At 54.3% G+C, this 14,802-nt stretch carries 13 protein-coding genes and 2 pseudogenes; 10 read left to right on the top strand and 5 right to left on the bottom strand.

What is annotated here, in order from left to right:
• Window positions 1–373: pseudogene (locus IEY38_RS21545) on the bottom strand (hypothetical protein); the annotation flags it as partial.
• 468 nt (window positions 374–841) lie between these two features.
• Between IEY38_RS21545 and IEY38_RS20970 the strand changes: the two are divergent.
• From IEY38_RS20970 to IEY38_RS20930, 9 genes and pseudogenes are all read left to right on the top strand, one after another.
• Window positions 842–1,864, top strand: a complete 1,023-nt coding sequence (locus IEY38_RS20970) for a tyrosine-type recombinase/integrase (protein WP_188980983.1) — start codon at window positions 842–844, stop codon at window positions 1,862–1,864.
• Between the two features lie 174 nt (window positions 1,865–2,038).
• Window positions 2,039–4,897 (top strand): VWA domain-containing protein, encoded by a 2,859-nt coding sequence (locus IEY38_RS20965; protein WP_188980981.1) that lies wholly within the window; start codon window positions 2,039–2,041, stop codon window positions 4,895–4,897.
• Window positions 4,894–5,664, top strand: coding sequence for a hypothetical protein (locus tag IEY38_RS20960; RefSeq protein WP_188980979.1), 771 nt, complete (start codon window positions 4,894–4,896; stop codon window positions 5,662–5,664). The genes IEY38_RS20965 and IEY38_RS20960 overlap by 4 nt, the downstream gene beginning before the upstream one ends.
• Window positions 5,665–5,707: 43 nt before the next feature.
• Window positions 5,708–6,520 (top strand): Imm49 family immunity protein, encoded by an 813-nt coding sequence (locus tag IEY38_RS21540; RefSeq protein ID WP_188980977.1) that lies wholly within the window; start codon window positions 5,708–5,710, stop codon window positions 6,518–6,520.
• Window positions 6,521–6,959: 439 nt separating this feature from the next.
• A complete protein-coding gene (locus IEY38_RS20950) occupies window positions 6,960–7,337 on the top strand; it encodes a hypothetical protein (RefSeq protein ID WP_229775423.1) in 378 nt (125 codons plus the stop codon).
• A gap of 128 nt (window positions 7,338–7,465) precedes the next feature.
• Complete coding sequence (locus IEY38_RS20945; RefSeq protein WP_188980968.1) at window positions 7,466–7,897, top strand: hypothetical protein; 432 nt, start codon at window positions 7,466–7,468, stop codon at window positions 7,895–7,897.
• Window positions 7,898–7,957: 60 nt separating this feature from the next.
• Window positions 7,958–8,155 carry a hypothetical protein gene (locus IEY38_RS20940; protein WP_188980966.1) on the top strand — a complete coding sequence of 66 codons (198 nt, stop codon included), beginning with the start codon at window positions 7,958–7,960 and terminating at the stop codon, window positions 8,153–8,155.
• 183 nt (window positions 8,156–8,338) lie between these two features.
• On the top strand, window positions 8,339–8,707 hold the full coding sequence (locus IEY38_RS20935; protein WP_188980964.1) for a hypothetical protein: 369 nt from the start codon (window positions 8,339–8,341) through the stop codon (window positions 8,705–8,707).
• 92 nt (window positions 8,708–8,799) lie between these two features.
• Window positions 8,800–9,325 (top strand): annotated as a pseudogene (locus IEY38_RS20930) (tyrosine-type recombinase/integrase); the annotation flags it as partial.
• A gap of 78 nt (window positions 9,326–9,403) precedes the next feature.
• On the opposite strand, the gene IEY38_RS20925 reads toward IEY38_RS20930, so the two are convergent.
• Window positions 9,404–9,622 carry an SDR family NAD(P)-dependent oxidoreductase gene (locus IEY38_RS20925; protein ID WP_229775422.1) on the bottom strand — a complete coding sequence of 73 codons (219 nt, stop codon included), beginning with the start codon at window positions 9,620–9,622 and terminating at the stop codon, window positions 9,404–9,406.
• Window positions 9,623–9,809: 187 nt separating this feature from the next.
• Complete coding sequence (locus IEY38_RS20920; RefSeq protein ID WP_188980962.1) at window positions 9,810–10,334, bottom strand: halocyanin domain-containing protein; 525 nt, start codon at window positions 10,332–10,334, stop codon at window positions 9,810–9,812.
• Between the two features lie 404 nt (window positions 10,335–10,738).
• Here IEY38_RS20920 and IEY38_RS20915 point away from each other — a divergent pair, with 404 nt between their 5' ends.
• Window positions 10,739–12,586 (top strand): hypothetical protein, encoded by a 1,848-nt coding sequence (locus IEY38_RS20915; RefSeq protein ID WP_229775421.1) that lies wholly within the window; start codon window positions 10,739–10,741, stop codon window positions 12,584–12,586.
• Here the strand turns inward: IEY38_RS20915 and IEY38_RS20910 are convergent.
• Together IEY38_RS20910 and IEY38_RS20905 are read right to left on the bottom strand one after the other, a co-directional pair.
• On the bottom strand, window positions 12,580–14,100 hold the full coding sequence (locus IEY38_RS20910) for an aldehyde dehydrogenase family protein (RefSeq protein ID WP_188980958.1): 1,521 nt from the start codon (window positions 14,098–14,100) through the stop codon (window positions 12,580–12,582). The two genes, IEY38_RS20915 and IEY38_RS20910, sit on opposite strands and share 7 nt — an antisense overlap.
• A 71-nt stretch (window positions 14,101–14,171) precedes the next feature.
• Entirely contained in the window at window positions 14,172–14,768 is a 597-nt protein-coding gene (locus tag IEY38_RS20905) for a helix-turn-helix domain-containing protein (protein ID WP_188980956.1), read from the bottom strand.
• Between the last annotated feature and the right edge of the window lie 34 nt (window positions 14,769–14,802).

Raw genomic sequence — 14,802 nt, 5'->3', positions numbered from 1 at the left:
GATTTTCCTCGTGATATCGAGGTCGTTTACCCGCATTAGCGTCGATAAGTGCCTCTATATGTGGTCTGTCGTGTCTCTGTTCGCTCGTCCACACGATGGCACCGTCGCCGATAGCAACACGGCGTGGGATATCCATCCGGTCAAACACCCTGTAGTCTCGATACTCACCGGCGCGCTCGTAGCCACTGTCGATGACAGTTTGTATAACCATCTTTCGGTCAAACGCTGCCTCAATCACGGTTCCGAAAGCGGAATCAATGATTCGATCGTAATTCTCGAATCCGATGCCGAAGTAGTCTACATGACACTTTTGTCTCGCTTGTGCTGAAATAAACGCCTCTTGGGCGCCGGGCCGGGGGCTGGCTGGTTGCATGGCGCTAAACGCGTACTGATCTGCTGGTGGATCAAGACTCTCCGGTGCGGGAAGCCATGTTCGGTATGTTGGATCTCCTGCAGAGGGGACGTCGACGCGACCATATGACCGACCATCTCCCAAAGGTGGAAGGCTGGACAAACATCCAGAGGTCAGCGCGGACAGTGACGTTACGACTGCTACACCGCCCATGGAAAGCACCTGACGGCGTGTTCTCTCGTTGGAGGACCGATGTCGGTTGGGGGACATGCTGCAGTTGGACTTTCTCCCTCAGAAGGATATAGGCCAACTCTGGGTCACGCTCAAGTGCAGATCACCACTGGGTTTTATATTTGATGAGACAAGCGCGGCGATCCACTCAACGCCTTAACCCCCAAGCCAACCAGGACTGTTCGTCCAGCGAGTATGTCCGTCTTCTTGCCCAGTAAGCACCACCAATTTGACCAGCACCGCCGCTGTATGGGAAGCATGGATCGGCTTCCACCTGAGTACGACGCTACCCCCGGGGACGACGCCCTCGAAGCAGCCATCGAGAAACGGCTGGTCGATATCGACTCCGGACGCTACCGAACAAACGTCGCGAGCGTGCTGCGGAAGTTCGCGGCATGGAGCCGGGACCAGCATGGCATTACCAGTCCAGAAGAGATTGACGACGATCTCTGTCGACAATACGCTCGTGAGCTAGCCAGAGCCGACGACCGGGACAATATCTCGCCGGAAACAGCACGGCGGTACTTCGCATACGTCCGTTCGTTCCTCACCTGGGCCGTCTACGAAGGGTTGATACCGACGAACCCGGCCAAGACCAACCACGCCGAAGGCCCGCTTCCGACCGACGAGACCGAAACTGACCAGCAATACTGGACCACACGCGACCGCGAAGCAATTTGCGCGACTGCCACTGCTCGCGTCGACGAAGTCGGTGAACACGACGACGTTGATCGGGAAGCAGCCTACCGGGACCAAGCGCTCATCTTTCTACTCGCGTACTCCGGAGCCCGCAGCGCAGAACTCGTCGCTGTCTCTGATGATGAAGAACGGAACGGCCTGCGGTGGCGACACGTCAATCTTGATGCTGGCACGATGCAGGTGTTCGGCAAGAATCGAACCCGCGAGTCTGCGCCGATCCTCGACGATGCGCTTCGCCCACTTCGACGCTGGAAGCAACTGCGAGAACCCGACGAAGACGAAGCCGTGTTCCCCAGACTCGATAACGCGGCGAAACCAATGGACCCAACACCGTCGATCACAACCCAGTCTGCCCGAAACATCCTCGCTGACCTCTGTGAGTGGTCCGACTATGAGTTCGAGGAACCGCTGAAGCCACACGGCGCTCGCCGGGGGCTTGGACGGGAAATCTATCGCGAGAACCCGCAACTGGCTCAAGACGTACTCCGACACAAGTCCATCGAGACGACCCACGAAGGGTACGCTCAGGAGGCTGCAAAGCGAACGCGTGACGAAGCGAATGATATCATCGGCGGTGAGTAGATTGCTGACATCTCTTCGCAAGGAACCAGACAGACGACACCTCAACTGAGCTGGTCAGCGAGGTGAGAACGTATCGTGTGTTCTGGAGCCGCTTCTACAACCGCCGGTAGATGATCTAACGTTACACTGGCGTACAACGAGACGGGGGTTCAAAATGAGAGCCAGGACCTCGCCGTGTTCACCTACGATCCTGAGGCGGGGATTTTCGTCCCGCTGAACTCCACTGTCGACGCCGCTAACAACACGGTAACTGCAGAAACAAGTCACTTCTCTACGTTCGCTGTCTTTGACATCAACAACTGGGCGGCGACGTACAACGCAACCGAGCCAGTCCGACAAACGGACGACGATGGTGTCCAGCCCGTCGATGTCGTCATGCTGTTGGACGCGTCCGGGTCGATGAAAGGCGAAGACCCTGACCGACTAGCGAAGGATGCTGCACAGCGGTTCACGGGCAGTCTGTTAGAGACTGACCGTGCGGCGGTCATTGAATTTGACAACTTTGGTCGTGTCAAACAGCCGCTGACGAGTAACCACACAGCGGTCAACCGCTCGATACGGGATGTCGATTACGAGGGTGGTAACGGCGGGACGGACTTCGCATCGATTAGCGCAGCGAACGAACACTTTGCCGAACAGAGTAGTCCGGACCGCAGCAAGATTATAATCTTCCTGACGGACGGGAAATCAAAGTACTCCGATGGTGTGACCGAAGCCAAGCAAGCGGCCGAACAGAATATTACAATCTACCCGATCGGATTCGGCGGTGCGACGCGGGACCAACTCTCAGCCATCGCAAACGAGACCGGTGGTGAGGTCAACTTCGTCGATGATGCAGAAGGGCTCCCGACAGTGTTCTCGCGTGTTGCGAATACCACAACCGAGATCAACGATACCGACGGCGACGGCCTGAGTGACGAGATGGAACGCGAGGGGTTCATACTGGGTGGACCCGACGGGGAGGTCATACACACCGATCCCACGTCGAACGACACCGACGGAGACGGGCTGTCCGACAGTCGGGAAGTCGGGCAATTCAAAGCGCGATCGTTCGTTCACAACGGCAAAGAGTACGAGGGCTCGTATTTCGATTATACTGCGGATCCCACCACTCCCGATACTGATGGCGATGGTCTCGATGGTGGCGCAGAACAGGCAGTCGGAACAGACCCAAGAGATACCGATACTTCCGACGACGGACTAAATGACTTGGTTGATCCAGCTCCTACTGAAAGAACGCATCCTCCAGGATTTAACTTTACTACGTCGGTCAATTACATCCGATCATTTGGGCAGCCAACCACAGCAGACGACTTGGAAATTGTTGCGCGAACGACTGGCTCAGCAAAGAGTATCAAAGAGATCAGAGTACAACAGTATGTTGAGGTTCCAGTGCTGGGCGACTCATGGAACAATAAGACATATACACAGGATGACTTCTCGGTAGGACAAGATGGTGAAGTTTCCATCACACCAGCGTTTGGGGATCGAGGCGGTATCTTTACACCGAGCTTTGTCAGGGTAATTGTTATCGATTCAAATGGAAATCCCGTGATTATAGACCATGATGTCGAACACGGTAATGTCGACATGTCGGCTGTGGTTAGAGCGACACAGACGACTCCTGTGATATATGCGGGTACTGGTGTAACTTCCGGAGCAGGATACATTGTAACAGTAACAGAGCTTAGCGCCGCCTCTGTTGGCCTTGCTGTTTCTGGCGCTGCTGCAACTGGAGCCACGAACTACGCACTGATTGCTGAGACAACAGGCTCGGCGCAGCGTCGGTACACGAAGCAGACTTACGACCATACGTTGCCCGCGACTAAAATCGAGGGCAAGTGGGACCAGAGCAAAACGCCGGCTGGCATGGGTACAGTTGTTCTCCCATCCGGACATGTTGCATACGATTCGTCTGGTGAATACGCTCGAGGCTACGGGGAAGCATATATCGATGAAACTGTCGGTCTCACAGTAGCGGAAATCGACCATGCGTTGACGACAGATGCGCAAATAATCGGTGAAGGGGACAGACACTATGTTATTGGTGACAATCCGTCAGGAGACGGCAAGATTGCTCTTTGGGTGGTCAGTGGAACGATTCTGACAGCCCACAAGGTCGAGTCAGTAGGTGAAACAATAGAGGAAGAGATCGGCAAAGAAGAAGAACAGATTGAACCCGACGAAACCGATGAACGAGAAAACAGACCTGGAACGTGGGAGAGGTATGATCTCCCGCAGAGACTGCGAGTCTGGGTTGAGACAATCAGTAATATGGCACTCAGGACGTACTCGTATTACAATCGGTACAGCGAGGATGACGACATTGAAGATCGTTGTGCCCTAAACGGCCAGGATATTGATATGGCGGTCCAGTCACAGACGACTGGATACTACCCCGGAGCCAGCGCATACACCCGATACCAGGGCGAATACCGTGAAACGATGCGTAATGTGGATGTCAACTACGACTGCATCCACAACCGAGACCGCTTCGTTCAAACGTACGCGGATAATCCAGACGACCTGACAGACGGTAGTGCTGCTGAGAACGCCTCTGTCGCGCTGGTTGAGAAGCGTGATGATTTGGAGCTTCGATGGCCGAACGGGGGCTTCAAGGAAGGCGATGCGTCCGAAATCGGTCCAGACATCATCGCATATAATACCACATCTGAGGAGTACGTGATTATCGAGGCCAAAACCAGTGGCAGTACCGATGCCGTTGGAAAGTCCCTGCTCAACACCGATGCATACGACGGTGATCCACAGCTCTCCAACGAATGGATTGAGAATAGTCTGGATCGATTGGAAAAAGAAGGGAAAATTAAGAGTGATACCGTTGACGACGTGCTATTGGCTAGAGACAGCGGAAGCCTACAAAAAGAGATTGTATTCGTTCGAGACTCACCCCAAGCCACTGGCCGTACACTCACGAATCCCCGGTCAGAGTCGACGGACATCACCAACGAAAGCATCGCTGGCGTTAATTCAGTAACTATAATAGATTTACAAGCGGAGGAACAGAACCAATGAGAAAGCTGACTAAAAGCCAACAGGAGCGAGCCGAACAACTCCGAAAGCGAAGAATTCGGCGCATCAAAAAGCGCGAAGAACTCTATGAATCGGGAGGTGTCGAGATAGAACTCTCTAGTTTCTTTAAAGGGCTCGCCGGAAATTATCAGAGTGTCGGCATTTTGGAGGTCACTGCCGGTGATATCGCGGCCGCTCAGGATGCCTTCAAAACGGCGGTGGCGTATTACCACCGAAGTGCAGAGGCGCACAAGTTTCCGGTCATGAGTACAAATACGTTGGCTGACGGCATCTACACGGCAGCGCTCGCAGGTCTCAATACGGATGTCATCGAATTTGCTGACGCCGTCCGCCAGATTCATCGCGAACACTCGCTCAGCCCAGACGATGACAACGCAGATCGGTTCTTTTTCGCAGGCTGTCTCGCTGGAGCACTTGTCGATGATCTCTCTGATACCGATCTAGACAACTTGGAGGCTATCAACGAAACCAAACCTGAGCCACATTCACACTACGGTGACGCAATCTATGCGTGCAGTCAAGGGATTCGTGATGCAAACACACGCCTCATTGAACGAGGTATCGAGTCAATGCTGACGTTCCATCAGCAGGATATAGGTGAGTCCGGCGTTGTGGGACTGACCATGTCGGTACAGGCGACCGCGCTGTTTGTTCTGGCTCGTGGCAAGGGCTACGACCCTGATATTTCGAGTCCGTACATTCCGGGGCAACTGGTCGAAGCGGCCAGCGATGGATTTGACCTGACGTAGCCGTTCCATCACGAGATGTCTCAGCGGGCCCCAAACTGAGGAGTTGCCAGGGAGTGACGATAGTGCTGCTGAGAACGCCTCTGTCGCGCTGGTTGAGAAGCGTGATGATTTGGAGAAACGACTCAAGCGAATCCAGCAAAGCAGACGTAAAATTGCCGAAGAGGTACTGGATCTATATCAGAAAGGTGAGATAGAGAGTGAGGAGTCCAGCTTCTTCAGTGGCTTGGCGGGCGATTATGAAGAGTTGGGTGTCTTTGCTATATATGACGATGACATCGGGGCCGCGCAAACTGCGTTCACCGAAGCCGCGACATATTACCAACGAAGTTCAGACAAGGATCCCATACCACTACACAGTGCCCGACAGCGGATGCAAGGAATGTACGCTGCGTTGCTGGCCGGGGAGGAAGCCACTCTCGTTGACCTCGCTGAGTCGATGCAACGGCTTGCTGCTGAAGAAGACTGCGACCCTAGTGATGAGTGGGCCGACCGGTACTTTCTCGCGTGGTGTCTCGCGGGCGCAGTTCTGGGTACTGTCGACGAGGCCGCACTCATGGGATTAGAGGCCGTCAACGACGAGAAGCTTAGTCCACACGCAGCGTACGGACAAGCGATACTCTCGATTGCACGTGGCGTCTGCGAGGAAGACCCAGCGGCTATCGAGTCAGGTATCGAGTCCATGCTCGCGTTCCACGAACAGGACATGCAGCAAGACAATGTTGTAGAACAAGTCATGTCCGTACAGGCTACTGCATTACTGATATTAGCACGGGCAGCAGGATATAGGCCGGCCGTCTCCTCGGAATTCATCCCGATAGACCTCGTCGAGGCGAGTGCCGATGCAATCGAACCGTAAGCGTACGACAGTGCCGCTGTGACAGACTCCACGCTCGTACTCGTCCTGCGTCGGAGCCTTCTGCAACGTCAGTTCAGCCTCTGCCAGCACCCGCAGCACAGTCTCAAACGTCCACCGATTGTAGGGACTCTTCGATGGCCGAACTATAGCCATCGATTCGACGGTCACATGATCGGGCATCAGACTCACGTCACATGATCCCATAGCGAACACTCTTAGCATCTTTATTGCCGGAATAATATCAGACATACCATTTAATATCAATCGTGTTGATTAATGAAATATGCGCGAACTTTTGAACGAAAAATCATGCTTGGTGACGTTTGAAGAGATACCGGATGGGTACCAAGCAAATTTCTACCATCCGGAGATGCGTGAGAAAATGAGCGAGGATGTCGCCCCATACGAGTTTTGCGACGTTCACTACACATTGTTACCGATGAAGGGGCGCCATCACAGCGCTCTGTATTCGATCCGGCTCAGGCTGAGTGCAGAGCCGACTGACACACCAGACGAAATCAGCGATACCGTCTCCAGTGCTGTGCTTGATCTTGAGACTCTTGACGAGGACAAGCATATTCTTGTTCGCGGCTGGGACGACGAAGAGAACCTCCTCGTCAGGGACCTCCATTTTTCCTCATGGTGGGACGGCCACGACGCCTCCGAATACGAGTATCTGACCATCGAACTTGAATATCTCCACCAGACACGGAACGAGCCCGATCCAGACCCGGAATATATCGAGGACTGCCGGCAGTCGTTCCAGAAACAGATCAACCGCTTCGACGGGATTGCTGTCAACGATACTGCGTTCTAGCGACGACTGTTCCACGTCGCGACGATACTCAGTGCCATTGGCACTAATAACAGCGAGTTCCTCGGTCCAAGAGGAGATTTAGATACGCCTATTCACTCAGATGACCATGGAGGTTCTATCCACCGCACATGACTGGTATTGATAAAACGGAAGACGATAGCGACAATGTTGGTAGTCAGTTGTCTTCAGCCTATGGAGAGTACAGCCGAGTCGCACGTCAATCCCGAGAATTAGACGCGCTTGAAACAGCTGGCTCTTTTTATGTGGCAGCGGCGCGGATTGGAATGGTAGAGTCGCTTCGGTTGCCCGATGAAAATCGCCAACCGGATGCGTCGACTGCAAATAAATTATTTTTTGCACAGGCAGTGAGAGAATTCCTTCTTGGTAGCCTCTGTTTCCGGTTAGCTGAGTGTGACGACCGATGCCAGCGTCACTGTGAACAAGGAGTTGCTATCATGGCCGATGCCAGAGATGCTCTTTATGATGATCCCGCGGAGATTGGATTGGGTCACGAGATTATCGGTGACTTCCGACTCGTAGCTGATTTTGACAACTATTAAGAAGCTTATTCCCTTGCCGCCGACCAATATGCGACTATCGACAACGATCTTGGATGGCAGATGGAGGACGGATTCGATGACTTTTCACTCATCGCCATCGAGTTGGCTGATTCCGCTGGATTAGCTCCCAAGGACGATGATCGGCAGCGTATTAGACGGACATCGCTTGATGCACGAATCAAATTCAAACAGGAGCAATATCCTGAAATAATTGATGCCATCATTGATTCAGGAAATTGGCAGTCTGACATAATTTAATAGCAGTTTGACGCTCGCTGACCAACGAAACGTGAATATCAACTGAAATTGGCCTTCCGTAAACATAGGCGACCAGCCACAACCCTCCGGTCCAATGCCCGATCCAACCACATGATACACTGTAATTGCACTGCGGTTAGTTACGATTGGTCAGATGTTTCGAATCCAGACGACATTGTCCTAATGATTGAACTGGACCGGACGACACATGAACTGTATCCATCTCTCCGAGAAGTCGTCTTATTGTATGATACCGTTGCAACCGGTCGTGAGACTGGTTTTACACTCGGGACGGCAGATCATGTGTCTATATCTATACCGGAGCCAGATCTGGTCACTATAGAGCCACCTCCGATTCAGTTTACAACGAAACAGTCTGAGTTCAAGTCTGAACTGAGAGGAGTTCTTGAGACCGCATTTACCAGTAAGGATGAACGCAGCACTACAGAAGAGCGCAAGCATGGGCTGGCGACTATTCAGAGCTATGTAGATGCCCACAACGGTTCAACCGTTGTTGCAGACCTCTATCAGGAAATTCAAAGCGAATCATAGCATATTTGTTTTTACTGTATTGAGCAGCTGGACGAATACTTGACTGTGTCCTCGCTACCATTCTTCCGTGGCTCCGACACCTGAGTCTCGCCGCACTCGTCTTCTTGCTCGCCTACTCCGGAGCCCCTAGTGCGGAACTCGTCGCCGTCTCTGACGATGAGGAACGGAGCGGCCTGCGGTGGCGTCACGTTAACCTCGATGCTGGCACGATGCAGGTGCTCGGAAAGGATCGCACTCGTGAGTCTGCGCCGATCCTTGACGATGCACTTCGCCCACTCCGGCGCTGGAAGCGACTCCGAGAGCCTGACGAGGATGAGGCAGTGTTCCCCAGACTCAATAACGCGGCCAAAGCTATGGACCCGACGCCATCGATCACAACCCAGTCAGCCCGTAACATCCCTGCCGATCTCTGTGAGTAGTCTAAGTATGACTTCGAGGAACCGCTGAAACCACACGGGGGTTCGCCGTGGCCTCGGGCGAGAAATCTATCGCGAGAATCCACAGCTGGCTCAAGACATACTGCGGCACAAGTCTATCGAGACAACACACGAAGGCTACACACAAGAGGCTGCAAAGCGAACCCGTGACGAAGCGAACGACATCATCTCCGGCGAGTAGACTAGCCAACTCAGATATCTAAAATCTCCATGATATTAGTTATCACAATCAGGAGGATACGCAGGACGAACATCAGGACTACTCCGGCGCAACGACGTCTCCGCACATGAGACACTCTGCCCAGATACCCTCTGTACCGTCGGCCTCGATGGATGCGACCACGTCCTCCCCTCTATCGTCGTCGATATCAGAAACCACGACGTTCGCACCTTCGCTGGCGAGGCGCTCGGCTGTTGCACGTCCAATTCCTGATCCGCCTCCGGTGATGAGCGCTGTCTCGTCGGTAAATCGGTCCATAGGTGAACCTCCGCCAGACCTAAGCAGTCAATATAAATATAGGTATGTTCTGACATTCTGATTCCGCTGAATTTGCACGCTTACCGAGTAGTTGTTTCGGGCGAACAACTCATTCACTGGAATGGCCCCGTCACGGTCTGAAGCGCCAGTGTCGACGTCCTTGGGTCGCCCTCAGGGAGAGTAGGGTCTACTCGACGACGATGGCGCCTTTCATTCCGACTCCTTCGTGGGGAACACAAACGTATAGGACCATCTCGGGTTCCTCGAGGGTCTGTGTGTACGTTTCGCCAGTCGACGACTTCTGCTCGCTCTCAAAGTCGGCACCGTGCCGTGCCTCGACGTTGTGCACGCCACCCTGACCGGTCCACTCCCATGTGACCGTCGTGCCGGAGTCGATACGGATTGCTGCTGGGTTGAAGCCGTAGTACGCTCCATTTGCCTCGACACCGACGTCGACCGTGACGGACCCGGTGCCAGTCTCATCGGTGATCCCGTCGTAGTTGTCAGTCTGAGAGAGGAACTCATCGATGGACGGAGCATCGTTCGACTCAGCGTGCGTATCGGCGGATGTTGGCTCCGGCGACGCTGTATCATCACTGGCTTCGTCCGTGTTACTACTCGTCGAGCTATCGCCCCTACAACCGGCAATAGTACCAGCAACTGTGATCCCCACGGTCCGAAGCAGTGTTCGTCGGTTGTATGGACCTGTCATTGTCAACAGTGTGCACAAACGAGAGTACCCCAATATAGGTTATGGTGAGTGAATTATACTCTGAGAAGATATTGATGCTCTGTATTAGAGTGTGAACTTGATTTTTCGAGCTTTTGCCACTATGTAGCGTACTTGTCGACAAAATCTAGTTTCAGACAGTCGTATCTTCGCCCGAGTAGCGAGATCACCCTCTGAAACTGAGGTCGCATGCCAAGATTAGGGATACTGGCGGCAAAAAGAGCCGCAAGATCCTGTCTGTCTGGTCAACACTAGCATGAGAGCGGAGGTATTAGTATCACCCCAATATATAAGTGACAGCTAATACCATAATGTGCTAGACTATGACAGGCGAAGAACTCCATGATAAAATTAGACAGTCGAGCCGCCGGAAATTTATTTCCGCGATGAGTGTCGTAACGGGTGTCTCACTCGCTGGGTGTAGCTTGAGCGATGACGGTAACGACGGCACGCCCACGGAGGCATCAGTATCAAGCCAGACCACGGACGATACCGATGATGAACCCTCCGAGCCGCCTGAACCAGATGATCGGATCAGGTCCGCGCGGCGAATCGGTCCCCGCGACGTGAGTGACTTCGGGTTCGAGGACTTGTGGGCATACCGGAAGCGCCAGGCTGTCGAGGCGCTCGTCTCCGACCCAGGGGTCAACGACGTTGCCAGCGACTGGGTCGCGTCCTTCGAGGCGTACGATCCCTTGACCAACCGGCTAGATGCCGTTAGCGTGCAAGGAACCACGGGGATGACCGTCAACGGGGGTCCCGACGACACGCCGTTTGAGGTAACTGCAAAGAACCGACAGGTTGCTTACGGACTCGTCCATCGGGTAACCGACGAACTTGTCGCCCTGAAAATCAACGAACCGACCGATGTGACCTGGACCAGAGGCGACTGGGACGAGACCCAGCGGTCGCGCCACGAGAAGATGCTGGAGAAAGAGGAAATCTGGCAACATCTCGAAGGGAAGGAGTGGTACCCGATGGTCAAGGCCGCCGAAATAATCACCAGCTACGGCGACTACGCCCACGGTGAAGTCTCCAACCTTGCGTACTTCGTGATGGACGAGGGTGAGCTCAAGGTTGTCAGCGGCTTCATGGACGTAACTGGCGAGGAAGCCGAGTTGCTTGACGTTCACATAGTAAACGACTTCGCTGAGCACCCGGCATACAGGATAGCCCAGAACACCGGGACCGTAGGCGAATCTGTGTTGGGCGAAGTTCCGGAACCGCCGATGATGCAACGGCCACAGATTACGGCCCCCAACGGTTACCACCGCATCGAAGAGCCGCCGAACGAGTTCGAACAGAACGGCTGGTCGATAAACTGGAGCGGACCTCGGACGGTAGGTGCGGAGGTGAGCGCGGACTTTAACGGCAAGCCGGTTTTCTCGTTGACCGCGCCGTTCAGTACCTCAACCTGTTATGACATGCCCAAGCGCAACGGTCGAAATACCCGTGAGTGGATGTTCCCGGACAATGAACCGACCATCAGCGGTGAACTCCTCTACTGGGACATCCACAGCCTCAGCCTCGGGGGCCCCGGAATCCTCGGAAAGACCGAGTATCCCTCGACGCAGAGCCGTCCGGGTGGATTCAACATTCGCACCCACTATCACACTGGAGCCGTCCAGAACGCTCGTGACTTCCACTCCGGCCACCGCTTCGCACCATACAACTACTACATCAACTACCAGTTCTACGAGGACGGCGTCTTCATGCCGGTGTTCCAACGGCATGGCCCTGGCTACGTTAACGAGTTCTACGAGTACCGCGAGCGCGAAAACGACGGCCCGGCGCAGTACTATCTAGAAAACTGGTTGACCAAACCGACGCCCGGAACCACAGACGGTGTCGAAACGAAACTCTTCGACGGCAATGAGTGGCAGATCCCCGAAAGCGAGTTCTACCTCGACAGTAACGATGTAAGTGAAGAGCACTTACTCCGGTTTACGAACCCAGACGGACCGGAGACTATTGACATCCCGCTGGATAACCTGAAGGAAGTCGTGGTTGTCCGGCCTAAAGAGGATGAAATCGGGGAGGCGTTGCGCGTTATCGACGACGTGCAGGCAGAACTTGGCTTCTACCACCCCGCGCAGTACGTCGACGACGAACCGATCCAAGATGAGGAAGTCCTCTTCTGGCTTCTGATGGAGGCCCCAACTGACGAAGTTCCACACGCCTCGGGTATTACGACCTACACGCAGATGGGCGAATTCAACCTCAGCGGCTACTGATTTTCGCCCAGATCCATCGTTATCGATTTCGTCTGGGTGTACTCCCAGAGTGTCTCCATCGCACCTTCTCGGCCGATGCCAGATTGTTTGTAGCCACCGAATGGCTGGCCGGCAGGCAGACGATTGAACGTGTTGACCCAGATGTTGCCGGCCTTGATGTCCGCTGCGATGCGGTGAGCAAAGGAAAGGTCATCAGTCACCACACCGGCAGCCAGGCCATAATCGACGTTGTTCGCGCGTGCGACCATCTCGTCGTAGTCGTCCCATTCGAGCAGAACCTCGACGGGTCCGAAAATCTCCTGTGTCGCGACTGTGTTGTCGGCATCGATGTCAGCGATGACGGTCGGTTCGACGAAACACCCCTCGGCTAGGATTCCCTCTTCAGCGGTTCCGCCGCCCCGAAGAATGTCTGCATCGGAATCTCTTGCCAGGCCGATGTAATGGAGTGTCTTCTCGACTTCCGTACGGCTGACCTGTGGACCGATATCGGTGGCCTCGTTGAGCGGGTCACCCATCCGGAGCTGTCCGATGGCATCGAGAAACGCGTCAACGAACTCGTCCGCGCTGCTCTCATGGACGAACAGCCGAGTCCCAGCACTACAGCACTCGCCACTGTTGAAGAACATCGCATCGACAGCTATCTCCGCTGCGTCAGTCGGGGCTGCGTCTGGTGCGACGATGAGCGGACTCTTGCCGCCCAGTTCGAGTGTGATATCACTAATCGTGTTCGCGGCGGCTTTCATCACGCCTTGTCCCACTTCGGTCGATCCGGTGAAGGCTACCTTCGGGACCCGTTCGTGAGATACTAGGGGCGCACCGGTCGCCGGGCCGGACCCCGTGACAACGTTGACCACGCCATCGGGTAACATGTCCTCGACTTCGCGCATGTACGTCAGCAGGGAGGCAGGGGTCTGCTCGGCTGGTTTAAGTACAACCGTATTGCCGGCGGCAAGTGCCGGCGCGAGTTTCCAGATGGCCAGTAACAGCGGGAAGTTCCACGGCACGATCTGTCCAACGACACCGTACGGTTCTCGGCGTGTCTGAACGTGCAACTCACCGTTCGGGACGGTTTTGCCTTCGATATTTCGGGCAGCGCCGGCGAAATATCGGAGATGATCGACGGCGAGTTCGATATCCTCACGGGCCTCTATAATCGGCTTTCCGTTGTCTAGAACCTCGAGACGTGCAAAGTCCTCTGCACGCGCCTCGAGTCGGTCGGCCAGCATATGGAGTACCTGCTGTCGCTCCGCCGGCGTGGCCCCTGCCCACCGCTGTTCGTAAGCCTCCCAGGCAGCGTTGACCGCCCGGTCAATGTCCTCTTTGGTTCCCTCGTAGACCCGCACGAGCGCTTCACCCGTGGTCGGATTGATCGATTCAAACGTGTTGTCGCCGCTTCCAGTAATCCACTCGCCACCGACAAAGTGTTTGAGCGGCCCCGACGGGAGCAACGAATCAGCAAGTGCTGCGTGCCGGTCTTTAATTCGCGCGGAATCTGTCTCTGTATGTGATGCCATTCTAATCCCGCTGACACATGGGATACAGTGGTGTCCTTACACACACTCGGTAAGCAACCAGAATAAGCGTTTCACTGGTTTACCGAGACCCGGTCAGTCTCTTCCTGCTCGCTAGGGTCCTGCTCTACATCCCCAAGATACTCCTCACCTCCCATGTCACGTAGCAAGTCATTAAAGATGGCTGCCGCCGTTTCGAATTTGTGGACTGCCGGGAGCGCCGTCTTGTCGATCTGCGCGATGAAGTCACCGAATTCCTTAACGAAGTCGTGACGCCACGCCTCACTCTGCTCTGGTGAGGCAAACTGTGCGACGAACTGCCACTCGTGGTAGTCGTCAGCGCTGGCGAAGAATATTACGTGTGGGTCGTCAAGCAACCGCTTGTAGCACCTCTCCCAATTCTCATCAAAATTCGAATAATGAAAAGCAACCTGAAAAAGGTAGTACTCGAAGATGTTCTGGTTCGGGATTGCACGCATCGAAAACACATCCTCGTCGCGCATCTCATTTAGAATTTCGTTCACTCGATTGTGTGAAAGTGAGATATCAAACTCCTCTTCTAAGATATCTCGAAGTTTACTGGCAGACTTCTCGGGATATTTAACCCTCGCCTTAAGTATAGCCACATCGCGGGGTGAAAGATCGAACTCGAAATCGTTCCCGTTGATCATTGTATTATGTTATCTCTTTTTACGGTCGGCAATC

The organism is Haloarcula sebkhae, from assembly GCF_014647415.1.
Lineage (GTDB): Archaea > Halobacteriota > Halobacteria > Halobacteriales > Haloarculaceae > Haloarcula > Haloarcula sebkhae.
The sequence above is the reverse complement of the archived record's forward strand: the minus strand, read 5'-3'. Positions and strand labels throughout refer to the sequence as shown.

Bases quoted from the DNA above. Each gene is read 5' to 3' on its own strand.
- IEY38_RS20970 (WP_188980983.1), top strand. From the start codon at position 842: ATGGATCGGCTTCCACCTGAGTACGACGCTACCCCCGGGGACGACGCC.
- IEY38_RS20960 (WP_188980979.1), top strand. From the start codon at position 4,894: ATGAGAAAGCTGACTAAAAGCCAACAGGAGCGAGCCGAACAACTCCGA.
- IEY38_RS20950 (WP_229775423.1), top strand. From the start codon at position 6,960: ATGAAGGGGCGCCATCACAGCGCTCTGTATTCGATCCGGCTCAGGCTG.
- IEY38_RS20945 (WP_188980968.1), top strand. From the start codon at position 7,466: ATGACTGGTATTGATAAAACGGAAGACGATAGCGACAATGTTGGTAGT.
- IEY38_RS20940 (WP_188980966.1), top strand. From the start codon at position 7,958: ATGGAGGACGGATTCGATGACTTTTCACTCATCGCCATCGAGTTGGCT.
- IEY38_RS20935 (WP_188980964.1), top strand. From the start codon at position 8,339: ATGATTGAACTGGACCGGACGACACATGAACTGTATCCATCTCTCCGA.
- IEY38_RS20925 (WP_229775422.1), bottom strand. From the start codon at position 9,622: ATGGACCGATTTACCGACGAGACAGCGCTCATCACCGGAGGCGGATCA.
- IEY38_RS20920 (WP_188980962.1), bottom strand. From the start codon at position 10,334: ATGACAGGTCCATACAACCGACGAACACTGCTTCGGACCGTGGGGATC.
- IEY38_RS20915 (WP_229775421.1), top strand. From the start codon at position 10,739: ATGAGTGTCGTAACGGGTGTCTCACTCGCTGGGTGTAGCTTGAGCGAT.
- IEY38_RS20910 (WP_188980958.1), bottom strand. From the start codon at position 14,100: ATGGCATCACATACAGAGACAGATTCCGCGCGAATTAAAGACCGGCAC.
- IEY38_RS20905 (WP_188980956.1), bottom strand. From the start codon at position 14,768: ATGATCAACGGGAACGATTTCGAGTTCGATCTTTCACCCCGCGATGTG.